This is a genomic window from Streptomyces sp. NPDC004031, from assembly GCF_053604375.1.
On sequence record NZ_JBSGHL010000017.1, the window covers coordinates 121,773 to 144,354 of the forward strand.

17 protein-coding genes, 1 other RNA gene and 3 pseudogenes are annotated in these 22,582 nt (G+C 72.6%); 9 read left to right on the forward strand and 12 right to left on the reverse strand.

All coding sequences use genetic code 11. The features are described from left to right. Positions 1–816: a LysM peptidoglycan-binding domain-containing protein gene (locus ACWERV_RS13940; protein WP_452932600.1), complete on the reverse strand. Its 816-nt coding sequence runs from the start codon at positions 814–816 to the stop codon at positions 1–3. Between the two features lie 443 nt (positions 817–1,259). Here ACWERV_RS13940 and ACWERV_RS13945 point away from each other — a divergent pair, with 443 nt between their 5' ends. Continuing rightward, positions 1,260–3,467 carry a serine/threonine-protein kinase gene (locus tag ACWERV_RS13945; protein WP_452932602.1) on the forward strand — a complete coding sequence of 736 codons (2,208 nt, stop codon included), beginning with the start codon at positions 1,260–1,262 and terminating at the stop codon, positions 3,465–3,467. A gap of 24 nt (positions 3,468–3,491) precedes the next feature. Beyond that, on the forward strand, positions 3,492–4,430 hold the full coding sequence (locus ACWERV_RS13950) for a hypothetical protein (RefSeq protein WP_452932604.1): 939 nt from the start codon (positions 3,492–3,494) through the stop codon (positions 4,428–4,430). Between the two features lie 159 nt (positions 4,431–4,589). On the opposite strand, the gene ACWERV_RS13955 is transcribed toward ACWERV_RS13950, so the two are convergent. Next, a complete protein-coding gene (locus tag ACWERV_RS13955) occupies positions 4,590–4,823 on the reverse strand; it encodes a hypothetical protein (protein ID WP_398191696.1) in 234 nt (77 codons plus the stop codon). A gap of 131 nt (positions 4,824–4,954) precedes the next feature. Here ACWERV_RS13955 and ACWERV_RS13960 point away from each other — a divergent pair, with 131 nt between their 5' ends. Together ACWERV_RS13960 and ACWERV_RS13965 are read left to right on the forward strand one after the other, a co-directional pair. Next, positions 4,955–6,391, forward strand: a complete 1,437-nt coding sequence (locus tag ACWERV_RS13960; RefSeq protein ID WP_452932605.1) for a helix-turn-helix domain-containing protein — start codon at positions 4,955–4,957, stop codon at positions 6,389–6,391. Positions 6,392–6,406: 15 nt separating this feature from the next. Continuing rightward, positions 6,407–6,919, forward strand: coding sequence for a hypothetical protein (locus tag ACWERV_RS13965; protein ID WP_452932607.1), 513 nt, complete (start codon positions 6,407–6,409; stop codon positions 6,917–6,919). Positions 6,920–6,983: 64 nt separating this feature from the next. Here the strand turns inward: ACWERV_RS13965 and ACWERV_RS13970 are convergent, their stop codons facing one another. After that, positions 6,984–8,240 carry an MFS transporter gene (locus ACWERV_RS13970; protein ID WP_452932608.1) on the reverse strand — a complete coding sequence of 419 codons (1,257 nt, stop codon included), beginning with the start codon at positions 8,238–8,240 and terminating at the stop codon, positions 6,984–6,986. A gap of 173 nt (positions 8,241–8,413) precedes the next feature. Between ACWERV_RS13970 and ACWERV_RS13975 the strand changes: the two genes are divergently transcribed. Next, positions 8,414–9,364 carry a LysR family transcriptional regulator gene (locus ACWERV_RS13975; RefSeq protein ID WP_452932610.1) on the forward strand — a complete coding sequence of 317 codons (951 nt, stop codon included), beginning with the start codon at positions 8,414–8,416 and terminating at the stop codon, positions 9,362–9,364. Positions 9,365–9,373: 9 nt separating this feature from the next. On the opposite strand, the gene ACWERV_RS13980 is transcribed toward ACWERV_RS13975, so the two are convergent. Then, the gene (locus ACWERV_RS13980; protein ID WP_398191682.1) at positions 9,374–10,396 is read right to left on the reverse strand and encodes an LLM class flavin-dependent oxidoreductase; all 1,023 of its coding nucleotides are present in this window, start codon (positions 10,394–10,396) and stop codon (positions 9,374–9,376) included. Between the two features lie 96 nt (positions 10,397–10,492). After that, positions 10,493–10,895, reverse strand: an RNA gene (gene rnpB, locus ACWERV_RS13985) — RNase P RNA component class A. A gap of 87 nt (positions 10,896–10,982) precedes the next feature. On the opposite strand from rnpB, the gene yaaA reads away from it, so the two are divergent. Together yaaA and eda are read left to right on the forward strand one after the other, a co-directional pair. Then, positions 10,983–11,759, forward strand: coding sequence for a peroxide stress protein YaaA (yaaA, locus tag ACWERV_RS13990; RefSeq protein WP_452932611.1), 777 nt, complete (start codon positions 10,983–10,985; stop codon positions 11,757–11,759). A gap of 322 nt (positions 11,760–12,081) precedes the next feature. Beyond that, a complete protein-coding gene (eda, locus tag ACWERV_RS13995) occupies positions 12,082–12,699 on the forward strand; it encodes a bifunctional 4-hydroxy-2-oxoglutarate aldolase/2-dehydro-3-deoxy-phosphogluconate aldolase (protein ID WP_452932612.1) in 618 nt (205 codons plus the stop codon). A gap of 12 nt (positions 12,700–12,711) precedes the next feature. On the opposite strand, the gene ACWERV_RS14000 is transcribed toward eda, so the two are convergent. The 5 genes and pseudogenes from ACWERV_RS14000 to ACWERV_RS14020 form a co-directional block, all read right to left on the reverse strand. Further along, a complete protein-coding gene (locus ACWERV_RS14000; protein WP_452932614.1) occupies positions 12,712–13,089 on the reverse strand; it encodes a hypothetical protein in 378 nt (125 codons plus the stop codon). Between the two features lie 37 nt (positions 13,090–13,126). Continuing rightward, positions 13,127–13,765, reverse strand: a pseudogene (locus ACWERV_RS14005) (histidine phosphatase family protein); the annotation flags it as partial. Between the two features lie 41 nt (positions 13,766–13,806). After that, entirely contained in the window at positions 13,807–14,547 is a 741-nt protein-coding gene (locus ACWERV_RS14010; protein WP_398191939.1) for a zinc ribbon domain-containing protein, read from the reverse strand. After that, the gene (locus tag ACWERV_RS14015; RefSeq protein WP_452932616.1) at positions 14,544–15,416 is read right to left on the reverse strand and encodes a Nif3-like dinuclear metal center hexameric protein; all 873 of its coding nucleotides are present in this window, start codon (positions 15,414–15,416) and stop codon (positions 14,544–14,546) included. Before ACWERV_RS14015 ends, ACWERV_RS14010 begins: the two co-directional genes overlap by 4 nt. Positions 15,417–15,486: 70 nt before the next feature. After that, positions 15,487–16,545 (reverse strand): iron-siderophore ABC transporter substrate-binding protein, encoded by a 1,059-nt coding sequence (locus ACWERV_RS14020; protein WP_452932617.1) that lies wholly within the window; start codon positions 16,543–16,545, stop codon positions 15,487–15,489. A gap of 323 nt (positions 16,546–16,868) precedes the next feature. On the opposite strand from ACWERV_RS14020, the gene ACWERV_RS14025 reads away from it, so the two are divergent. Then, complete coding sequence (locus tag ACWERV_RS14025) at positions 16,869–18,422, forward strand: hypothetical protein (protein ID WP_452932619.1); 1,554 nt, start codon at positions 16,869–16,871, stop codon at positions 18,420–18,422. Positions 18,423–19,374: 952 nt separating this feature from the next. Here ACWERV_RS14025 and ACWERV_RS14030 read toward each other — a convergent pair. Next, positions 19,375–19,545: pseudogene (locus tag ACWERV_RS14030) on the reverse strand (IS5/IS1182 family transposase); the annotation flags it as partial. Positions 19,546–19,957: 412 nt separating this feature from the next. On the opposite strand from ACWERV_RS14030, the gene ACWERV_RS14035 reads away from it, so the two are divergent. After that, the gene (locus ACWERV_RS14035; RefSeq protein ID WP_452932620.1) at positions 19,958–20,542 is read left to right on the forward strand and encodes an SUKH-4 family immunity protein; all 585 of its coding nucleotides are present in this window, start codon (positions 19,958–19,960) and stop codon (positions 20,540–20,542) included. Positions 20,543–20,554: 12 nt separating this feature from the next. Here the strand turns inward: ACWERV_RS14035 and ACWERV_RS14040 are convergent. Then, positions 20,555–22,582 (reverse strand): annotated as a pseudogene (locus ACWERV_RS14040) (hypothetical protein); the annotation flags it as partial.

The following is a 22,582-nucleotide window of genomic DNA, read 5'->3' on the forward strand; positions in this document are numbered from 1 at the left end:
TTAGTACGGGCCGTTGACGTTGTCGATCGAGCCGTACACGTGGTACGCGTAATTGCACGCGGCGGTGATGTTCGCGACCGGGTCGTAGATGTCGGTCGAGGTGCCCGGCACGTGGTACGCGTCGAAGGTCGGCTGGATCACCTGGAGCAGACCGATGGACGGCGTGCCGGCGGCGGCGTTGGAGTCCCACAGGTTGATGGCCTTGGGGTTGCCGGAGGACTCGCGCATGATGTTGCGGTAGATGCCGTCGTAGCTGCCGGGAATTCCCTGCTGCTTCATGATGGCCAGCGAGTGGTTGATCCAGCCGTCCAGGTTGTCCGGGTAGGCGGTGGCGGTGCTCGCCGTCTGCGCGGTGGTCGTGGTGGTCGTCGCGGTGGTCGCGGCGGACGTCGTGGCGGTGGCCGTGGACGCCGTCGTCTTCGCGGCCGGGGCCTTGGCCGCGGGCGCCTTCGCGGCCGGGGCGTGCGCGTGCGGGGCGTGCGGGAGCTGGAGCACCTGGCCCGGGTGGATGATGTACGGGCTGGAGATGTGGTTGCGGGCGGCTATGCCCTTCCAGCCGCCGGTCACCTTGTGGTGCCGGGCGATGCCGATCAGGGTGTCGCCCTTCTTGACGGTGTACGTGCGCTTGGCGGCCTTGTGCTCGGCCTTCTGCTTCGCGGACACGGTCGACTTGGCGGGAGCCTTCTCCGGGGTGGCGGCGCTCGCCGTGCCGGTGACGATCCCGCAGGAGAGCGCGGCGAACGTTCCGACGACGACGGCTCCGCGCACGGAGACCAGACGCTTTGCGAGCGAGCGGTTACGGGCGTGCTTCGGCATGGTGCGGACCTCGTTCCAGTTATTGCCTGTCCGCAGACGCCGGCCCCCGCCGATGCCAGTCCGACCCGCATTTCGATTGCGGTGCGCTGCGGCGAGCACATTGCTATCAGCTGGAATTTGACGCGACAATTACCTGGTGTTCTAAGCGGCCTAGTAGAAAGCGTGCCGGGCCGGTCCGGGTACTCCCTGGGAAATGGGCCCGGGGGAGGGGGCGGTAATCCACTAAGCGGGGTAGTAAGTGATGTGCGTCCTGTGCCGCGCGTCACGTTCCGGCCGCGAGGTATTCCGTGGCCTTATCGCATGAATAAGCTCTTAACTTCCTGAAGAAGTCATTTATGCCTTAACCGGTAAAACGGACAAGTCGCCCGTCTTCCGGGAAGGCGACCCGGTGGGTCCGGCGTCCCTATCCTGGTGCTGCGCCGAGACAGGGGAGGGAACGCACGGTGACGCTGCAGGAGGGGGATCCGTCGTCCATCGGCGGCTATCGGCTGGAGCGCAGGCTGGGCGCCGGGGGCATGGGCGTGGTCTTCCTCGGCCGCTCGGTGTCCGGGCGGCGGCTCGCGGTCAAGGTCATCCGGCCGGAACTGGTCACCGACGAAGGCTTCCGGGTCCGCTTCCGGCACGAGGTCGAGGCGGCGCGGCGGGTCAGCGGGGCCTTCACCGCCCCCGTCGTGGACGCCGACCCGGACGCCGAGCAGCCCTGGCTCGCGACCCTCTTCGTCCCCGGCCCCTCGCTGCACCAGCACGTCACGTCCGCCGGGCCGCTCAGCGCGTACGCCCTGCGGCGGCTCGCCGCCGGGCTCGCCGAGGCGCTGCGCGACATCCACCGCGCGGGCCTGGTCCACCGCGACCTCAAGCCCGGCAATGTGCTGCTCGCCGACGACGGCCCGCGCGTCATCGACTTCGGCATCGCCCGCGCCGTCACCGCCGCCCCGCTCACCACGACCGGCGTCGTCATCGGCACGCCCGGCTACATGTCCCCCGAGCAACTGCGCACCGGGGGCGTCGGCCCCGAGGGCGACGTCTTCGCGCTCGGCTCCGTGCTGGTCTTCGCCGCGACCGGCCACGGCCCCTTCGACGGGAAGGGCTCGTACGGCATCGGCTACCGGGTCGTGCACGAGGACCCCGACCTGACGGGGCTGCCCGGCACGCTGCGGCCCCTCGTCGCGGGGTGCCTGGCGAAGGAGCCCGCCGACCGGCCCACCGTGGGGGAGCTGCTCACCGCCCTGTCGGCGCCCACGGGAGAGCCGCCCGCGGCCCCGGCGCCCGCTTCCGGCGCACCCGCACCCGCACCCGCCGCTCCCGCCGGACCCCCGTCCGTACCCGCGCCCGCCGACACCCCGACGCGCCGGGACACCCCGACGCGCCGGGACACCCCGACGCGACCGGACAACGTGACCCGCCCCGACGCGGCCCCCGCGCCCGCGGTCCCTCCCGTACCGCCCGCCCCTTATATACCGTCCGCCTCCGGTGCCCCCGCCCCGCGGCGGCCCAGGCCGAAGCGCACCACGGCCGTCGTCACCGGCGCCGTGCTCGCGGTCACGGCGGCCGTGACCGTACCCCTGGTCGTCCTGCGCGACGGCGGCGACCACGGCGGTGACCACGCCTCGGCCGACGGCCCCGGCAAGAGCGCGTCCCCCACCGCCACCGCCGCCCCCTTCTCCTGCGCCGGCGCCCAGGGCGGCGTCCGGGGGAGCGGCTCGAACCTGGTCGGCCCGCTCATGAACCGGTGGACGACGCGCTTCCAGGCGCGGTGCCCCGGCGCCACGGTCGGCTACCTCGGCACGGGCCCGGACGCGGGCCTCACGAGCTTCCTGTCCGGGCAGACGGACTTCGCGGTGGACGACGCCCCGCTCGATCAGAGGGGCCTCGACCAGTCGCGCGCCCGCTGCGACAGCCAGGACGGCGGGCAGGCCGTCGATCTGCCGCTCGCAGCCGCGCAGATCGCCGTCGTCTACAACGTGCCCGGCGTGAAGGACCTGGTCCTGGACGCGACCACGCTCGCGAAGATCTTCGACGGCCGCATCACCCGCTGGGACGACGCGGCGATCGGCAGCCTCAACCCGGACGCCACGCTCCCCTCCACCGCGGTCCGGGCCGTCCACCGCGCCGACTACAGCAGCTCGACCCTGGCCCTGACCACCTATCTGCACACGGCCGCGGGATCCGTCTGGACCCACACCCCCGACGGCTCGTGGCCGGACGGGAACGGTGTCGGGAGCACCGGCGCGATCGCCCAGGAGCACGAGGTCGGAACGGTCGCGGGCTCGATCGGCTACACCGTCGCCGGCCCCGCCGACCCGCTCGCCACCGTGCGGATCGCGACCGGCGCGGGCGACCCGGTGGCGGTCGGCCCCGCCACCGCCACCGCCTTCCTCACGCACGCGACCGCGGGCGGCGGCCCCGGCGGCGACCTCGTACTCGCCCCCGACTACGCCGGCAGCGCGCCGGGCGCCTACCCGATCACCGCCGTCAGCTACGCCGTCGTGTGCGCGAAGGGCAACACCGCCGGAACCCTCGCCACGCTGCGGGCCTTCCTGACGTACGCGACGACCACACCCGGCGCGCAGGACGCCACCGCCGTCGGCTTCGGCCCGCTGCCCGACGCACTGGCGACCCGCGTACGCAAAGCGATCGCCGCCCTGCAATGACAACTCCCCCTAGGCTGCACTGTCATGCACATAGGACCTGACAGATCCGCTGCCCCGTCCGTCTCCGCGGTCGTCCGCGGCTCCGCCCCCGCGCTCGCCGCCGTCGTGCTGGTCGCGGCCGCCGTGAGCGGCTGCTCGTCCGGCTCGGGCGGTGGCTCGGCGACGGAGAAGGCGCTGCGGCACCTGCCGAAGAGCGCCGCGTCACAGCAGGTGACGTACGTCGACCAGGAGCGGGTGCGCAAGCTGAGCGCGTCCGACAAGAAGCGCTACAGCTCCGTCGCGGTGTCGCCGAGCGCGCTGCTCAACAGCTACGCGGGGCCGCCGTGGGGCGACACGCTCAAGCCGGAGCAGATCGCGAACGAGATCGACACCGGCGAATCCGGCGTCTGGCAGGGCGACTTCGACCAGGCCGCGGTCGTCGCCAAGCTCAAGGCCGCCGGCTGGACGGCGGCGAAGAGGGACGGCACGGACGTCCTGACCTCCAAGGGCGGCGACAAGGGCGGCGGCCTGACGATCCTGGTCACCGAGGACGAGGTGCGCTATTCCACGAGCGCCGCGGGCTTCACGGCCGCCGACCCCGGCAAGGGCGACTCGCTCGCGGGCTCGGAGCAGTACGGGCGGGCCGCCGACTGCCTCGGCGACGTCTACCGCGCCGACTTCAACGCGCTCGGCGCCAAGGAGGACGTGCAGCTGACCGTGCTCGGCCAGGCGGACGACGGCGGCAAGAACACCGAGGTGATGTGCGTGGTCACCAAGGACGAGGACACCGCCGACGCCGTCGCGGGCCGGCTGAAGGCCGCCGCGGCGAAGAAGCCGGAGGTGTACGGCGGCGGCAAGGTGACCGTCGACAAGGGCGACCACCCGTACGTCCGGATCACCGTCCCCGACACCGGGGAGGAATACCCGGGCCGGCTGTTCCGGACCAACCTCGACCTGTGGTACGCCGTCAGCAAGGACGACTGAGCCAGGTCCCGCCACCGCCCCCCGCCGCGGGGAGCGGGCCGAACGCGGCGGTCGGCGACCCCGCGGGCATGGGTGCCTGCGTGACCCGGCGCGGGGGAGCACGGGTCACGCAGGCGGGGCCTCCGGCAGCACGGCGAACCGCCGGGGGCCCGGCTCAACTCACCTGTCCCAGGTGCGGGGCAGGGTGCGGCACGCGCGGCGGGTGGCGCCGCAGGACCGCGCGTCACGGCACCACACCAGCTCCACCGGGCCGCGGTCGTCGGCGCGTTCGCGTACCGCCCACTCGGTGGTGGTCCGCCCGCAGTGGTCGCAGCGGCGCGGTGCGCGGGGTGGCGCGGCCGGGGGCGCACCCCGGCGCGCGCCGAGCGTCTGGGCCGTCTCGTGATCAGGCATGTACCCAGAGTCGTGGGGCGGGACGAATGCGGGTAGTACCGTCCCGGGTTCCCGAGGCGGTAACCCCCGTGCGCGAAGCCCCAGTCGGGCTTCCGCGGGCCCGACGAACACGAGGAAGCGCCGAGTACACCGTGAGCCCCTCGCCCATCCCGTCCGGCGTCCTGGCCAGGCCGGACCTCCGACACGCCCTGCGTGAGCACGACTTCGCCGCCGCCTTCCGGCTGCTGAAGCAGTACGCGGGGATGTCCCAGAACAAGATCGCCCTCGCGTGCGGCCTCACGCCCGGCAAGGTCTCGACGATCATGTCCGGCAGCGCCCAGATCACCTCGATCGAGGTGCTGCGGCGGATCGCCGACGGCCTGCGCGTTCCCGGCGATCTGCTCGGCCTGGCCTCCCGGCCCTGGGAGCGCGCCCGCGCACCGCAGGCGGCGACCGACCCCGAGGTGCCGCTGCGCGTGGACACCCCGTGGCAGGCCGCCGCGACCGTCGATCTGGCGGCCCGGCTCACCCGCGCCGACCTCGCGATGGACCGCCGGGCGCTGGCCCGCGCGCTCGCCGCGACCGCGATGAGCGGGCCCGTCCTGCTCGATTCGCTGGAGGGCTGGATGCACCCCGGCGAGACCGGCCGCCGACGGGTCCGTCCGGGCCGCCTGGGACTGCGCGACATCGGCCAACTGGAGGAGACGGCACGGGCGTTCCGCGCCTGGAACCACAGTTACGGCGGCGGGCTGCGGCGCCGCGCGGTCCTCGGCCAGCTCTCCGAGGTGACCGCGCTGCTGAGCGAGCACCAGGCACCGGCCGTCGAGGAGCGCCTCTACCGGGTGCTCGCCCTGCTCGCCGGCACCGCGGCGGGCATGGCCTGGGACTCCGGCCTCCAGCGCCGCGCCCAGGACTACTACCGGCTCAGCCTGCGCGCCGCGCACGCCGGGGGCGACCGGCTGTGGGGCGCCAACGTACTCGCGGGCATGGCCCGCCAACTCCTCTACGCCGGGCGGCCGTCGGACGCGCTGGAGCTGATCCGGCTCGCGCAGGACGGCTCCCGCGAGGTCGCCGGACCCCGGCTGCGCGCCATGCTGCACACCCGCGAGGCCTGGGCGCTCGCCGCGATGGGCCGCACCGCCGCCTTCACCCGCGCCACCGAGCAGGCCCGGCACGCGCTGTCCGTGACGTCCGGCGGCGGCCAGGAGCCGTACTGGATCGGCTACTTCGACGAGGCCGAGCTGGCGGGCACCACCGGCGGCCGGCACCTCGAACTCGCCCGCAACGACCCGCACCAGCACGCCGAGCGGGCCGGGCAGGAGATCCGGCACGCGCTCGCCACCCGTGGCGAGGGCGCCGGGCGGGCCGTCGCCCTCGACCGGCTGGGCCTGGCCGAGACCTACTTCCTGCTCGGCGACCTGCACGCCGCCGTCGCGGAGGCGCACGCCGCCGTGGACGCCGCGTCCGGTGTGCGCTCCGGCCGGGTCCGCGAGGGCGCGGAGTGGCTCTACTCCTGCACCGTCGGCTACGGGCACTCGGCGCCGGTCCGGGAGGTGCGCGCTAGGCTCCGCGAACAACTGGCCGATTGAGGGGGAGCGAACGCCATGGCGACGCAGCGCGCGACACTGGCCGTGACCGGCCACATGGACCTCACACCGGAGTCCGTCCCGCTCGTGCGGACCGCCCTCGACCGACTCCTCGCCCCTTACGCGGGGCCGGAGTTGACGGGTGTGTCGTGCCTCGCGGCGGGCGCCGACAGCGTCTTCGCCGAGGCCGTGCTCGCCGCGGGCGGCCGGCTCGTCGCCGTCGTCCCCTCCCGTGACTACCGCGCCGCCAAGGTCGGCCCCGGGCACGCCGCCCGCTTCGACCGGCTGCTCGCCGCCGCGGCCGAGGTCGAGGTCATGGACCACGCCACGGCCGACCGGCGCGCGTACGAGACCGCCAACCGCGCCCTGCTGCACCGCGCCCAGCGCCTGGTCGCGGTGTGGGACGGCGAGCCCCCCACCGGCAGGGGCGGCGGCACGGCCGACACCGTCCTGGAGGCCCGCGCCCTCGGCATACCGGTGGACGTGGTGTGGCCGCCCGGCTGCGCCCGCGCCCAGCCGCCCACCCGCTGAAGCCCCGACGCCGAGGGCCGCCCACCCGCCGAGCCTCGCCGCCGAGGGCCGCACGCCGAAGGCCTCACGCCGGTACGGGCACGGGCTCCGGCTCGCGGCGGGGGAGCAGCAGCGGGGTCGCCAGGACCAGCACCCCGGCCAGCGCGAGCGCCGGGCGCGGGCCGACGAGCGCGCCCAGCACACCCCACACGGCGGTCAGCAGCGCCGTCGAGGCCTTCGTCGTCACCGCCCACGCGGACAGGATGCGGGCGACCCGGTCGGGGGCCGCGCGCTCCAGACGGGTCGTGGCGTAGACGGGGTTGAAGACCGCGCAGCAGAAGATCAGCCCCAGCTCGACCCCGATCACCAGCGCCAGCCCGCCCGCTCCGGGCCCGATGAAGGCCAGGCCCACCGGCCACAGCGCGCGCAGCGTGCCGGAGCCGACCAGTACCCGGTGCTGCCCGAAGCGCGTCACGAGGCGCCGGGCGAGCCGCGAGCCGAGCAGGCCCGCGAGCGAGGGCGCGGCGAAGGCCAGCCCGTACTCCCACGGGGTGAAGCCGAGACGGCCCAGCATCAGCACGGCCAGCAGCGGTTCGGCGGCCATCACCAGGGCGTTGAAGAGGGCGGCGCAGAAGAACAGCGGGCGCAGCGCCGGGTCGGCGAGGATGTAGCGCCAGCCGTCGAGCAGGTCGCGCGCCCGGGTCCGGGGGATCTTTCCGCGGTCGGGGCGCGGTTCGTCGCCGCCGCGTCCGCTCGCGCGGATGCCCAGCGCGGAGAGCAGGTAGCTCGCCGCGTCGGCGACCACCGTCGCCACCGGCCCGAGCAGCCCGATCGCCGCGCCGCCCAGCGGCGGCCCGACGATCGTGGTCGACCACGCAGTCGACTCGAAGCGCGCGTTGGCGGTGAGCAGGTGCTCGGGCGGCAGCAGCGTCTTGAGGTAGGCGCCCGAGGCGGTGCGGAAGCCGATGTCCGCGGCGGCGACCACGACCGACACGGCCAGCAGCTGCACGAAGGTCAGCGCCCCGAGCGCGTAGGCCAATGGGACGGTCAGCAGCGCCGCGCACCGCACCAGGTCCAGCGCCACCAGCACCGGCCGCTTGCGGCGGAACTCGACCCACGGGCCCAGCGGCACCGCCACCGCCGCCCCCACCGCCGCGCCGGTCGCCGACAGCGCGGCGACCTCGGCGGGCCCGGCGTGCAGCACCCGGATGGCGATGAGCGGGAAGGCGCCGAACGCCAGCCAGGTGCCGAGCGCGCTCGTCCCGTAGGCCCCCCACAGCCAGGCGAACCGCCGCCCCAGCCGCTGACCGCCGCTTCCGCCCGCCGCCCCCGCCGTGCCCATCCGTCCCGCCTTCCGCGCATGCCGGTGCCGCCCGGCCTGCGGCGGGCGGACGCGCGACCGGCCTGCCCGCCCGGTCCGCGACCCGCGTCATCCAAGCGGGCGCCGACGACGGCGCGCAAACAACCGCGAGGCCGCCGGGCCACAACCCGCGGTTGTGTCCCTAGGCTGACCGCATGGACCTCGACACCGTCCGGACCTTCGTCGCCGCGGCCGACGCGGGGCGCTTCCAGGAGGCCGCAGCCGAGCTGTCGCTCACCCAGCAGGCCGTCTCCAAGCGCATCGCCGCCCTGGAGCGCGGCCTCGGCGTCCGGCTGTTCACCCGCACCCCGCGCGGGGCCCAGCTCACCGTCGACGGGCAGGCGTTCCTGCCGCACGCGCGCGAGCTGCTGCGCGCCGCCGAACGCGCGGCGGCGTCCGTGCGGGCCGGCAGCCGCCCGCTGCGCGTCGACATCATGGCCTCGCGCAGCGCCGCCTCCGGCACGATGCGCGCCTTCCACCAGGCGCACCCCGGGATCGAGCTGGACGTGGTGATGCTGTTCGGGATCGAGGAGGCCGTCGCCGCGATCCGCGCGGGCACCCTCGACGCGACCTTCCGCGCCGTCGTCGCACCCGGCCATCCGCTCCCCGACGACATCGCGTACGCCCGTGCGCTGGACGAGCCGCTGCACCTGCTGACCGGCCCCGCCCACGCCCTCGCGGACGCCCCGTCGGTGCCGCTCGCCGAACTGGCCGGGCACCGCATCTGGATGCCCGGCCTCGCCCCCGGCACGGAGTGGGGCGCCTACTACGACGACCTGGTCGCGCGGTTCGGCCTCACGATCGAGGCGACCGGCCCCAACTTCGGCTCCGACGCGCTGCTCGACACCATCGTCGGCAACCCCGAACTGGCCACGTTCATGGGTGAGTTCGCGCTGCCCCGGGTGCCGCGGGCCGCCACCCTCACCCCCCGCGGCCTGCGCCTGGTCCCGGTCACCGACCCCAGCCCCGTCTACCCGCACGCCCTGCTGTGGCACCGCGACAACCCGCACCCAGCCCTGCCGCTGCTGCGCACCCACCTGGCCGCCACCGTCCCCGCCCACTCGGGGCCGGGGACGTGGACCCCGCCGTGGACGGTGCCGCGCTGACGGACCGGGTCAGCGCCAGGCGAGCGCCGGGGCGACGTGCGTGAGGATGCTCTCCAGCACATGGGCGTTGTAGTCGACGCCGAGCTGGTTGGGCACGGTGAGCAGCAGCGTGTCCGCCTCCGCGATCGCCTCGTCCTCGGCGAGCTGCTTGACCAGCACGTCCGGCTCGGCCGCGTACGTACGGCCGAAGACCGCGCGCGTGTCGGCGTCGATGTAGCCGACGTGGTCGGCGCTGTCGCCGTCACGGCCGAAGTACGCCCGGTCCCGGTCGTCGGTGAGGGCGAAGATGCTGCGCGACACCGAGACGCGCGGCTCGCGGTCGTGGCCCGCCTCCGCCCACGCCTGCCGGTACGCGCGGATCTGCGCGGCCTGCTGGACGTGGAAGGGCGCGCCGCCCTCGTCGTTCTTGAGCGTCGAGCTCATCAGGTTCATGCCGAGCCCGGCGGCCCAGACCGCGGTGGAGTTCGAGCCCGCACCCCACCACAGGCGGTCCCGCAGCCCCTCCGCGTGCGGCTCGACCCGCAGCAGCCCCGGCGGGTTGGGGAACATCGGCCGCGGGTTGGGCTGCGCGAAGCCCTTGCCGCGCAGCACCTCCAGCAGCACCTCGGTGTGCTTGCGGGCCATGTCCGCCTCGGTCTCGCCCTCGGCGGGCCCGTACCCGAAGTAGCGCCACCCGTCGATCACCTGCTCCGGTGAACCGCGGCTGACACCGAGCTGGAGCCGCCCGCCGGAGATGAGGTCGGCGGCGCCGGCGTCCTCGGCCATGTAGAGGGGGTTCTCGTAGCGCATGTCGATGACGCCCGTGCCGATCTCGATCCGCGACGTGCGCGCGCCGATCGCCGCCAGCAGCGGGAAGGGCGAGGCGAGCTGCCGGGCGAAGTGGTGCACCCGGAAGTACGCGCCGTCGGCCCCGAGCTCCTCCGCCGCCACCGCCAGGTCGACGGCCTGGAGCAGCGCGTCCGAGGCGGTTCTCGTCTGCGAGTGGGGAGTGTCGGACCAGTGGCCGAAGGACAGGAAGCCGATGCGTTTCATGAGCGGGACAACACCTCCGCCAGTTGGTTGATTCCTCAATCACCAGAGCCGCGCCGGGCCCCTGGCCCCGCCCCGGCAGGGAACGGGAGAGGGCGGCAGACGAGCCGGGCTGTAGGCCGGGTTCTGTGCACCGGACGCCTCGCGGCGGTCCGGGCGACGGCCATCCATCTAGGGCTGCCGTTGCCGACAGCCTCGTGCGGTCTACCCGCGGACTCGGGCGGGCAGCCCTCAAACGTCCGCGCGGACGGTACGTTCCCGCGCCGTCCTCTTGACCTTGCTCCGGGTGGGGTTTACCTAGCTGCCCAGGTCACCCTGGGCACTGGTGGTCTCTTACACCACCGTTTCACCCTTACCGGGGACCGAGATCCCGGCGGTCTGTTTTCTGTGGCACTGTCCCGCGGGTCACCCCGGGTGGCCGTTAGCCATCACCCTGCCCTGTGGAGCCCGGACCTTCCTCGGCGGGATCCGAGGATCCCGACGCGACCGTCCGCCCGGCTCGTCTGCCGTACCCGCCATCCTAGTGGATCAGGCGCCCCTGCTCAGGCCGCGTAGGCTGGCGGCGACCGCACCGCGCGAAGGAGAAACCGTGCTCGTCCTGCTGCCGCCGTCGGAGGGGAAGACCGGCGCCGTCCGCGGGCGCCCGCTCGCACTCGACGAGCTGTCGCTGCCCGCGCTCACCGCACCCCGCGCGGCCGTGCTCGACGAGCTGGTCACGCTCTGCGAAGGCGACGAGGACAAAGCCGCGGACATCCTCGGCCTCACCCCCGGGCTGCGCGGCGAGATCGCCCGCAACGCCGCGCTGCGCACCGCCCCCGCGGTGCCCGCCGGACGGCTCTACACCGGAGTCCTCTACGACGCGCTCGGCCTCGCCACCCTCGACACCGCCGCCAAGCGCCGCGCCGGGCAGTCCCTGCTGGTCTTCTCCGGCCTGTGGGGCGCGGTACGCCTCGCCGACCGCATCCCCGCGTACCGCTGCTCCATGGGCGTACGGCTGCCGGGCGCCGGCGGGCTCGCCGCGTACTGGAAGCCGCACCTGGAGCGGGTGCTGCCGGAGGCAGCGGGGGGCGGGCTCGTGCTCGACCTGCGCTCGTCGGCGTACGCGGCGGCGTGGCGGCCCCGCGGGGACGTCGCGGACCGCACGGTGGCCGTGCGGGTGCTCCAGGTCACCGTCGTCGACGGGGTCGAGCGGCGCACGGTCGTCTCGCACTTCAACAAGGCGACGAAGGGCCGTGTGGTGCGGTCCCTCCTCTCCGCCGGTGCCCGCCCCCGCACGCGCAAGGCCCTCGCCTCCGACCTCCGCGACCTCGGCTTCACCATCGAGACAGACGGCCCCCGCTTCGACATCCTCGTCCCCGAGCTATAGCCCCCACTGCGGGAGCTGGCTTTGCGGCGGGAGGGCCCCTGTTTTTCAGGGGCGCGTGGGGGCACCTCCCAGGCGAAGCTCTGGGGGAGAACGGAGCGCTCAGCCCCCGCCGGGCGAAAGGCGACCTGCCACGCCAGGTGGCAACCACCCAGGGGCGCGTGGGGGCACCTCCCAGGTGAAGCTCTGGGGGAGAACGGAGCGCTCAGCCCCCGCCGGGGCGAAAGGCGACCTGCCACGCCAGGTGGCAAGAACCAGGCCTCGTGGTGTTGCGCCCTATGCAACGCGCGTTGCACGGGATGGACCCGCCGGTCAGGATAAGCGCATGGATTCCGTGTTCGGCCTCGCCCCCGTGATACCCGTCGTCGTCGTCGAGGACGCCGACGACGCCGTGCCGCTCGCGCAAGCACTGCTCGCCGGGGGGCTCGGGGCGATCGAGATCACGTTGCGGACGCCCGCCGCGCTGGACGCGATCCAGGCGGTGGCCCTCGGGGTGCCCGGCGCGGTCGTGGGGGCCGGGACGGTGCTCACGCCGGACCACGCGGCGGCGGCGACCGCGGCCGGGGCGCGGTTCCTGGTGAGCCCGGGGTGGACGGATTCGCTGTTGGACGCGATGTGCGGGACGGGGCTGCCGTACCTGCCGGGCGTGTCCACGGCCTCCGAGGTGCTGAACCTGCTGGAGCGCGGCATCACGGACATGAAGTTCTTCCCGGCGGAGCCGGCCGGGGGCGCGCCCTTCCTGAAGTCGCTGGCCTCGCCGCTGCCGCGGGCCCGTTTCTGCCCGACCGGCGGGATCGACGCGGCCCGCGCCCCGCAGTATCTGAAGCTCCCGAACGTCGCCTGCGTAGGCGGCAGTTGGATGATCCCGCAGGATCTGCTCGCCGCCCGCGACTGGGAGGGCGTCACCGCCCTCGCCAAGGAGGCGGCCGCCCTCGCGCCATGAGGCCGCGGTGGGCTAACTCCGGCTGCCCGCCGGGAATTCGGCCCCGGCCATGTCGGAGACCGTCGCGAACCACGAGGTCGCCCACACGGTGATGCAGTCCTCCTCGTGGATCACCTCGAACGGGTGGCCGTTCCACATGCCGTACGAGGTGACGTACACCGACTCGCCGGGGTTCAGCCAGTAGTCCTGGCCGAAGGGTTCGAGCCACAGCTGGAGCACGCTCGTGCCGTCGTTCTGCACCAGCAGGGGCACGGGGTTGCCCATCCCGCGGATGCCCTCGAAGCTGATGTCGCCGTCGGCGGGCATGTTCGTCCGCAGCGGCTCCATGAGCCGGTCTGTTCCTGCGCGGTCGGGCGTGCCCTCCCGCGCGTCCCCGTCTGGTCCGTCCACGCGGTCATTGTGACCCCGTGCCGTCCGCTGTGCACGGTCAAGGCGTCAAATGCGCGGTGGAATTGAGGTGGCGGACGGTCGCGTTGCCGTCCGCGTAGCAGGCGATCGCCGACAGCGACGCCGGGGCGAGGTCCATCCGGAAGAGCGCCTCGTGCGGGGCGCCGAGCGCGAGCCGCAGCAGGGTCTTCAGCGGTGTGACATGGCTGACCAGCAGGACCGTACGCCCGCGGTGCGCGGCCAGCAGCGTGTCGCGGGCCGCGGTGACGCGGGCGGCGACGTCGGCGAAGCTCTCCCCGCCGGGCGGCGCGGCGGCGGGGGAGGCGAGCCAGGCGTCCAGCGCGGCCGGGTCGCGTTCGCGGGCCTCGGCGAAGGTCAGGCCCTCCCACGTCCCGAACGCCGTTTCGCGCAGCCCCGGTTCGACGGTCACCGGCAGTCCGAGGCGGCCCGCGGCCGCCGCGGCGGTCTCCCGGCAGCGGGTCAGCGGCGAGGACACGACGGCGTCCACCGGCGGCCGCGCGGACGCCAACGCCCGTGCCGCGCGCTCCGCTTGCTCACGTCCGCGGTCCGACAGCGCCGGATCCGCGCCGCCGCTCCCGGAGAAGCGGCGCCCGGCGGTCAGGGCGGTCTCGCCGTGCCGGAGCAGCAGCAGCACGGTGGGCGCCCCGAGGTCGGGCCCGGCGCCGGAGGCCGCCCCCGTGTCCGGCGCCGTCACCGGTCCTACAGGCCCGAGTCGGCGGTGCGCACCAGGATGCGGCGGCAGTTCTCGCAGCGCACCACCTGGTTCGCGGGGGCGGCGCGCACCTCGTTCAGCTCGGTGATGTTCAGCTCCAGCCGGCAGCCCTCGCAGCGCTTCTGGTAGAGGCGGGCGGCGCCGACGCCGCCGCCCTGCGCGCGCAGCTTGTCGTAGAGCTTCATCAGGTCGTCGGGCACGGCCGATGCGAGCACCTCGCGCTCCTTGGCGACGGTGAAGCCCTCGGCGTCGATGGCTTCCAGCGCCTCCGTCTTGCGGGCCTCGGCCGCCGCCGTCTCGGACTGCACGGCCCCGACCCGGCCGCCCAGCTCCGCGGCGCGCTGCTGCGCGGCCTCGCGGCGCTCCATGACGTCGAGCACGACGTCCTCCAGGTCGGACTGCCGCTTGGCGAGCGAGGCCAGCTCGCGCTGCACGTTCTCCAGGTCCTTCGCGCCGAGCGCGCCGGAGTCCAGCCGCTGCTGGTCGCGCGTGGCCCGCTGGCGGACCTGGTCGACGTCCTGCTCCGCCTTGGTCTGCTCGCGGGCGGTGTCGCTCTCCTCGGTCTGCGCGGCCACCAGCAGGTCGCGCAGCTGCGCGTGGTCGGCGCCGAGGCGTTCGAGCTCGGCGTGCTCGGGGAGGGTCTTGCGCTTGTGGTCCAGCTGCGCGATGCGCGCGTCGAGGGCCTGGACTTCGAGAAGGCGGATCTGGTCGGCGGGCTCGGCGTTCAGCGGGGGGCTCCTGGGCTGCTGGAAGGGACGGGAGAAGCGGAGGGTGCGTGCGCCGTCCACGGGTCGGTGACGGCGTACGAGACCTGGGTGCTGAGTGCCCAGCCGTGCCGCTCGGCGAGCGCGTCCACCTCGCGGGCGGCCTGCGGGCACCACGGCCACTCGGTGGCCCAGTGCGCGGCGTCGATCAGCGCGAGCGGCGCGGCCTGGCGCGCCTCGGAGGCGGGGTGGTGCCGCAGGTCGGCGGTCAGGTATGCGTCCACGCCCGCGGCCCGCACCTGCGCGAACAGGCTGTCCCCGGAGCCGCCGCACACCGCGACGGTACGGACCGGGGCCGCCGGGTCGCCGGCCACCCGCAGCCCGGTCGCCGTCTCGGGCAGCCCGCGGGCGGCCTGCGCGGCGAACTCGGCGAGGCTCAGCGGCTCGTCCAGCACGCCGATCCGGCCCAGCCCGCGGCGCCCCGCCGGGTCGGCCGGGTCCGGCACGAGCGGCCCGGTCACCCGCAGCCCGACCGCGGAGGCGAGCGCGTCGGAGACGCCGGGGTCGGCGCGGTCGGCGTTGGTGTGCGCCACGTAGAGCGCGATGCCGTTGCGGATGAGGTCGTGCACCACCCGGCCCTTGAAACCGGCGGGGCCCACGGGCGCGACGCTCGTGGTGCCGCGCAGGTAGAGCGGGTGGTGGGTGACGAGCAGGTCGGCGCCCGCGGCGACGGCCTCGTCCACGACCTCCTGCACGGGGTCGACGGCGAACAGCACCCGGGAGACCTGCGTCTCCGGGGTGCCGCACACCAGCCCGACGGCGTCCCAGCTCTCCGCCGTGGCCGGCGGCCACAGGGCGTCGAGGGCGTCGATGAGGTCGGATAGACGTGGCACGTCTAGGAAGATTACCCGCAGAGGGCGCCGAAGCCTCCCGCGGCGGGAGGGAGTGCGGGCCGGGCGGCCCTCAGGACGCCGTCAGGTAGTGCTGGAGGTCGGCGACGACCAGGTCGGCGGCCGTGACGCCGAGCCCGAGGTACCAGGTCTCGTCCGGGACGTCGAAGGCGTGCCCGGCCTTGACCGCGCGCAGGTTCTTCCACAGCGGGTTCGCCTGCGCCCGCGCCATGTCCGTCGTCTTCGGGTCGCCGTAGACACCGGTGAAGATGTAGTCCGCGTCCGCCTTGTCGATGTTCTCCGCGGAGATCTCGGCGGCGAGGTCGTCGATGTCCTGGTTCTTGGGCCGCGGGATGCCCGCGTCCTTGAGGATCGTGCCGATGAAGGACTGGTTCGCGTACAGCCGCGTCTTGCCGTCCTGCATGTAGCGGACCATCGACACGACGGGCTTCTTCGCCCCGAGCGCCGCGTCCAGCGCCTTGATCTTGCCGTCGTACTCGGCGAGCTTCGCCTCGGCCTGCGCGGTCTTGTCCAGCGCGGCCGCGTTGAGCAGGTAGTTCTGCTTCCAGGTGTAGCCGGGCCGGACGGAGAAGACGGTCGGCGCGATCTTCTCCAGCGCCTTGTACTGCGTGGCGGCGCGCAGCTGGCTGCCCAGGATGAGGTCCGGGTGGAGGCCCGCGATGGCCTCCAGGTTGAGGTTGTTGATCGTGCCGATGTTCTTCGGGCTGCCGCCGTCCTTCTTCAGGTACGACGGGAGCGCGGGCGAGCCCTCGGTGGGCGCGTAGCCGACCGGCTGGACGCCGAGCGACACGACGTTGTCCAGCTCGCCGACGTCGAGGACGACGACCCGGGTGGGCTGCTTCGGGATCACGGTCGTGCCCATCGCGTGCTTGACCGTCCGCGGCCACTGGCCGGGCTTGGCGTCGGTGCCCATCTCGGCGGTCTTGTCGCCCGCGGAGCCGAAGTCCTTGCCGCCCTTGGCGACCGCCTGCTTGTCCTTGGCGGCGGCGTCCGCGCCGCCCGACCCCTTCCCGCTGTCGTCGGAGGAGCCGCCGCACGCGGCGAGGGCGAGCCCGGCGGCGACGGCGAGAGCGACGGCGGCGGTGGTGGTACGGCGGCGCCGGTGGGACATGACGGGACTCCTGGTGCGTGGGTGTGCGTGGGCGTAGCTGTGAGGTGCGCGGGGCCGTGCGCGGTGGGCGTGGCCCCGCTGGTGGTTCAAAGCTCAAACACAGTCTTAGGTGAGCCTAACCTCATCCGTGGGTGCGTCCTACACCCACCCCCGTTTTCCGGGCCTGCGGCCACTCCGTACGGCCGAGCGCCGTTTTGCACACCCGCGTACGCCCCGCGGGCGAATCGTGCACGGCGACACCCTTACGGGTGAATGGCCCCCAGTCGCGTTGATCGCCCGGAAGTGCGAAAACTACGGTCTTGCGCCGGAGGTGGACGACACACATGACCGTCACAGCTGTGGGAGCGATGAGCACGCTGCGGGCCGCGGGCGGCGGCGCCGCGGGAGCGGCGGCCGACGTGCTGCTGCGCACCGTGCGCCGGACCGGGTTCACGATCGCCGCGGACGGCTCGTACGCGGCCTGCCTCGCCGTGAGCGTCACGTCCGACGGCACCGGCCGCGGCCTGCTCGTCGAGCGCTGGACCCTCGGCGGGCCCGAGCCCTACGCCGTACCGCTGCCCGGACGGCAGCCCGAGGAACCCGGCACCCAGGCGCTGCCGCTCGCCGACGGGCGGGTGCTCGTCCGCCGCCGCGTCGCCGACCACTGGGACCTCGTCCTGCTCCACCCCTCCGGCCCGGAGACCGCCGAGCAGCCCGTCGGCTCGCTGACCGGCGACGACGTACGGCTGCTGCCGCCCGTCCCCGCCACCCCGCCCGTCGCCTACGCCCTCGCGTACGACGCGGCCACCTGCCGTACCCGCGTGTGGCGCGTCCACGGCACCACGGACGGGCAGGGGCCGCAGCCCGTCCTGACCGTCGAGGGCCGCTGCACCGGCGGCGTCTGGCTCGACCGCGCCGGACGGCTGCTCGCCCTCGACCGCGAACTCGGCGGCCGCACCAAGGCGGTGGCCGCCGACCTCGGCACCGGGCGCACCAGCCCGCTGCTCCAGATCACCGACGACAGCGACGACCGGCTGCTGCTCGCCGAGCCCGACAGCGGGCTGCTGGTGCTGCGCAGCGACGCGCCCGGTGAGGCCCGGCTCGGCTGGGGCGTCCTCGGCAGCCACCACCCCGTGCGCTTCCCCGACGCCCTGCGCGTCCCCAGCGTCCAGCTCACGCCCGTCGCCGCCCAGCCCGGCCTGATCCTCGCCCCCGAGGCCTCCGTGGTGGCCTTCCGCGCCGAAGTCCCCGGCGGCGCGGAGTCGCTGGCGCTGTGGCGCCCCGGCGAACGCCGCCTCCACTGGCGGGCCTCGCCGGTGGGATGGCTGGGGGCGGCGGGGGTGTGGCTGCCCCGGGACGAGCTGAAGCTGCCGTACGCGGTGGGGGAGCCGGCACTCACGGAGGGCGCGGGAGATTCGCCGGGCGCGGCGGGAGGGGCCGCGGGGGTGTGGGGGCTGGCGGCGTACGAGCCGCCGGTGAGCTGGGGAGTGGTGGCGCCGGCCTGGGAGGCCGCGACGGGCACCGCGCCGGTGGAGCCGCCGGGTGCCGGGACCTCCGGCGGGGGAGCAGGACAAGGCGCCGCGGGGCGGCGGCCGTTGGGGCGCGGGGGTTCGGCGGAAGGGGCCGCGGCTCTCGCCGGGGGAGCCGCGCTCGGGGCCACGCCGTGCGTGTCGGCGGGCTCCCGGGGGGCGAGGGCCTTCGCCGGGTGCGCCGGAGGCCGGGTGCTGCTGCCCGTGGGGGGCGGCGGGGGCCGGGCCCCTTCGCCGGGGGCGCTTGCGCCCGGGGCCGCCGCCGCCTCCGCCTCCGCCGGGGAGTACGGGAGGGCGCTGCCGGTACGCCGGACCTGGGCCGTACTGCCGCTCCAGCAGGCACCGCTCGCCGCGGTCCGCGCGTCATGAGCCGCACGGCACCGGCGGCCGACCCCGCCCGCTGGGCACCCCACCCACGGGCGGTGACGGCGAGGGTGCGATGGGAGGAGCTGGGCGGCCCAGGGCAACCACGGGCGGCAGAAGGAGAACCGGGGGGCCGGCCGCTCCCGCCCGCCCACCCGGAGATAAGCTCATCGCTCGCCGTTGCGCATCGGGGGACGCAACGTGAGCACGCGGACGCGTCATCGCTGCTCGCCCGTCTCCGGCGCCGCCGACACACCACGGGGAGTTCGACCTTGTCCGACGCCACCGCATCCACCAGCACCGACCCGCACGACCCCCCACCCCCGCCGGGCCGCCACCGCGGCCCCGCCTCCCCCGAATCCCCGCCCCCCAACCCCCCACCCACCCCAGGCCGCCACCGCCGCCCGGCGGAATCCTGACCGGCCCCGCATCATCTGGACCCCGTCGACGCGCCGTCCATCCCTTGACGGGATGCGACGACGAAGAACACCCAAGGTCACCCTCCGGGAAGAGCAACTTGCCTTGACCGCCCACCTCGAATTCTCCGTACGCCTCAACGAGGCCCAGGTCCACCAGGACCGGATCGACCGTCTGGGCGAGCTGTCGGACTGGCTCCAGGAGGAGCACGGCGCGGTGACGGACGAGGAACTGGCCGAGGCCCGTCGTACCCGTGAGTCCGCTCACGCTCGAATAAACGCGATATCGGCACCCTCTCCGCACGCCGGTCGGCAAGGTCCAGCAGCATATGAACCCCCGGATCAGTCGCGTTGAGATCCTTGAGCAGCACGTCCCATGAGCGGGCTCCGTGGTTCTCCTTCCGGAAGACCGGCGCTTCCTTACTGGTGTCGATGTAGACCTGGTCCGGAGACAGCAGCCGATCATGGTTGCTCGTCAGGTCCTGGCGCCTCCCGAGCAGCCGGTGTATCTCGTCGCTACGCCGAGGTGTTCCTCTGCTGCTGCGATTGTGCGTCTCTGTGGCGAAGTCGGCTGGCCGTCCGGCGCGGTCCCGTCGTAGACGGTGACTGACCTGGTCGGACGGCTGGGGAATGTCGTGCGGATCCAGCGTCGGTGTAGACGAACTCGGATCGCGCGGGAACGAATAGGCGCGGACTGCCAGGACGGCCTCCGGTCAGATCCCTCGGCTTCCCTGGAGGTCAGGCACGCGCGGGTTGACGCCCGAGGCGGCTTTCAGTCCGCGTCGGTGTTTTCCTCTGCCGGACCTGTGGCAAAGGTGCGTCGTCCATCGTCGCCGCGCACCGGATCTGTCGGCATCAGCGGCGTGATCGGTCCCACATCACATCGGTGATCATTAATCGGACGGTTGCCCCGATCAATTGACAGCCGTGGTTCCGGAACTGACGACTCCGATACTCATCCAGGCCGTGCCATACGAATACCGGAGGCCTGGCCACATGATCCTTTTCCGAGTTCTACGAGTGCGCCACCGCGCTCAGTGCATGGGTCTTCACCCGTAACGCTCCGGCGAGTAGATTCGTTGTAGGACGAGAATCTGGAGCGGCTACACAGCGGGGAGCCCCGAGATGGTCACTCGTACGGAATTAGCTTCTGCGTTCGGTTCGCTCTGGGTCGAGATAATGCCACCGCAAGTCGCCGAGCAGTATTTCGAAAATTCCGATGACCGTCGACTGCTGACCGAGGTCGGCATGCCTCAATCGCTCCTGGGGCAGGTTTATTTCGGCAACATTCGGACGAACCGGCCGGTAAGCCTTGGCCAGGCGCTTGACACCGGGACTCCGGATAAATTCCCGCTGGATGTCCGGGAGGACATCGTGATCGCAGTAGGAATGGGGGGTTTTGCATGCATGTCCCGAGCGGACGGCCACATCTACTGGTACGAGCCGGGAAGCAGTGACCGGAAGTTCGCGCTGGTGAACACAACCCTGGAGCGACTCCTGGAGACCTCCTACCAGCTTCAGCTGAAATTCAAAGACTTCGATCTGTCCTACTGCGACGATGAAGAAGAACTGCGGGAGGAAGTCGAGGAGGAGCTGCGCCGCCTAGTCGGCGAGATTCGCGACATCGACCCGCCGTCGTTCGACAGCCCGGCGATGTTCTGGCAGCATGTTGTGCTCTTTGCGCTGGAAGATATTGCCTCGGAGCAGTGAGAGCCGAGTGGGTCAGCTTCCCCCGACGTAGCCGTGGCTGACGACCCAGGAGTCATCCTTCTCGTCAACTCCCGCCTCGTCCACTCTTGCAAGCGCCTTGAGTAGTATTTCGTTCTTTTCCTTGAGTGTGAGCAGGAAGACCCGGCGAGCTTCTTTGTCCTCCTCCGACAGTGCTGCTTTTTCCTCGTCGGATAATTCGACGCCGGCCTCCGCTCCCGTGAGAGCTTCAACCGTAATCCCGTGCGCTCTGAGAATAGCCAAACCAGCCATTCCATTGTCCGGTCCGCGCTTTAGCCGGAACCAATCATGGCGCACGTCGTCTGGCACGGTGACGTCAGCCCAACCTCCGGAGCGACGCTCGGTTTCTGCGGCCATCGCCTTCTGCGTCCGAGGGACACCGGAGAAAAACTTGGTTCTTCTTTCGATGTTGCTGACCGTCTTCCCCTTCGCGGCCGCCTTTTCCTTCTCGATTTTCTCGAATTCCTGGAATGTCTGCAGCGTCTCCGGGGAGATGAGCTCGTCGAATATCTTTCGGTATCTCTGCCTGATCTCGCCCGTGAAGACAGTGGCGCCGTGGTAGAGCGCGCTGGCCAACACGACTGTGGAGAGATTCTCTGTTCTCGGCCTCAGGTCGCGATCCGTAAAATCAGCAATAAGGGTGGCGCAGTTGACACACGGACTCCTGTTGATCTCGTAGCGGATTGACATCGAGGGTACGTGTTTTTTATCGGTCGGGATGTCAGGCAGGTCCGTATTCTTGAAGTAGAGCGTCAAGTGCTCCTCTGCGTGTGCGCCTCGCACCTGGTGGGCGTCGCTGTGATCCTTCAGCCGCCGGGAACTGGATGCCTTCACCACCGAGACGTCGTCACTACCTGCAACGGTCCACTTGAGCACGCCGCGGGCCACGGTCGGCGGGTCGGGCTCCCGCTTCGGTTGTTCCTCCGCGGCGCCGCCGCCGAGTCCTGCGCTTTCCAATTTCTTGACCGTCTCATCGCTGACGCTCTTGGCCTTTTCCTGAGCCAGCGTCCAGACCCGCAGTTCCTCGGGGGTCCAGCCCAACGCTTCCTCGTCACCTTTGACCTTGGTCGGCAGGTGGACAGGTTCGCTCTCGCTCTCCGGGTTGACCTTGGCGACCACGCGGAACTGATGCTCCGCCGTCCGCTCCATGCGCAAAGATTTGAGGCCCCGCCGTGCATACTTGTGCTCGACCTGCTCCAGAATGCGGGGCATCTGCTGTGGGGTCGCCCCGGCGATCAGCCTGTTCCGTGCTTCCGTGGAGGCAGCCTTCGCGGTCTTCGCTTTCTGCTCCGGAGACCCACTGTCCTTGGTCGGTTTGTTCTTCCCCTTGCTGAGCTTGGATTTGAGTTTCGCCCAGATTTTCTTGCCGATCTTGACGATGAAGCCGACGATTTTGTCGATGACGCGGTTGACGGGTCTGGCGACGGCGTGGAAGACGGATTTGACTTTGGATGCGAGGTTGCCGATGCCGAGGAGGGAGGCGAGGAGGCCGAGGAGGGTGGGGATGGCGGCGGCGAGGGCTGTTTCGACCATTTTGGGGACGCCTGCGGTGCCGCCGTTCGCGATGGCGATGACGGCGTCGAGGACGGCCTGCACGAACTCGACGACCTGGGCGCCCTGGTTGATGACGAAGGAGACGATGTCGACGATCGCTTTGACCGCGCGGACGAACGCGGAGGCGGGGTTGAGGAGGGACAGGATCCAGGTGATGCCGGCGATGATGACGGTGGGGATCAGGTAGGTGGTGAGTTTGCCGAGGATGGTCGCCTTGAGGTCGCCGGTCTCCTTGACGATCTCCTGCTCGACACCGGCCGGGCCTTCCTTGGCGAGTTTCTGGGCGACGGGCACGGATTTCTCGACCTCGGTCATGGCCTGGTCGGGGATGCCCTTGGCGGTGATGCGGGCGCGGATGTTGGCCCAGGTCAGGCCGAGCAGGCCGGTGATGAGCTGGATGATGCCCTTGAGGTCGAAGGAGGCGGGCAGGTCCAGGCCGGCTTTGACCGCGGTGCCCAGCAGCCACGA

Excerpts from the sequence above, each read along its gene's own strand:
- ACWERV_RS13940 (WP_452932600.1), bottom strand. The coding sequence starts at position 816 with ATGCCGAAGCACGCCCGTAACCGCTCGCTCGCAAAGCGTCTGGTCTCC.
- ACWERV_RS13950 (WP_452932604.1), top strand. The coding sequence starts at position 3,492 with ATGCACATAGGACCTGACAGATCCGCTGCCCCGTCCGTCTCCGCGGTC.
- ACWERV_RS13955 (WP_398191696.1), bottom strand. The coding sequence starts at position 4,823 with ATGCCTGATCACGAGACGGCCCAGACGCTCGGCGCGCGCCGGGGTGCG.
- ACWERV_RS13965 (WP_452932607.1), top strand. The coding sequence starts at position 6,407 with ATGGCGACGCAGCGCGCGACACTGGCCGTGACCGGCCACATGGACCTC.
- ACWERV_RS13970 (WP_452932608.1), bottom strand. The coding sequence starts at position 8,240 with ATGGGCACGGCGGGGGCGGCGGGCGGAAGCGGCGGTCAGCGGCTGGGG.
- ACWERV_RS13975 (WP_452932610.1), top strand. The coding sequence starts at position 8,414 with ATGGACCTCGACACCGTCCGGACCTTCGTCGCCGCGGCCGACGCGGGG.
- ACWERV_RS13980 (WP_398191682.1), bottom strand. The coding sequence starts at position 10,396 with ATGAAACGCATCGGCTTCCTGTCCTTCGGCCACTGGTCCGACACTCCC.
- eda (WP_452932612.1), top strand. The coding sequence starts at position 12,082 with ATGGATTCCGTGTTCGGCCTCGCCCCCGTGATACCCGTCGTCGTCGTC.
- ACWERV_RS14020 (WP_452932617.1), bottom strand. The coding sequence starts at position 16,545 with ATGTCCCACCGGCGCCGCCGTACCACCACCGCCGCCGTCGCTCTCGCC.
- ACWERV_RS14025 (WP_452932619.1), top strand. The coding sequence starts at position 16,869 with ATGACCGTCACAGCTGTGGGAGCGATGAGCACGCTGCGGGCCGCGGGC.
- ACWERV_RS14035 (WP_452932620.1), top strand. The coding sequence starts at position 19,958 with ATGGTCACTCGTACGGAATTAGCTTCTGCGTTCGGTTCGCTCTGGGTC.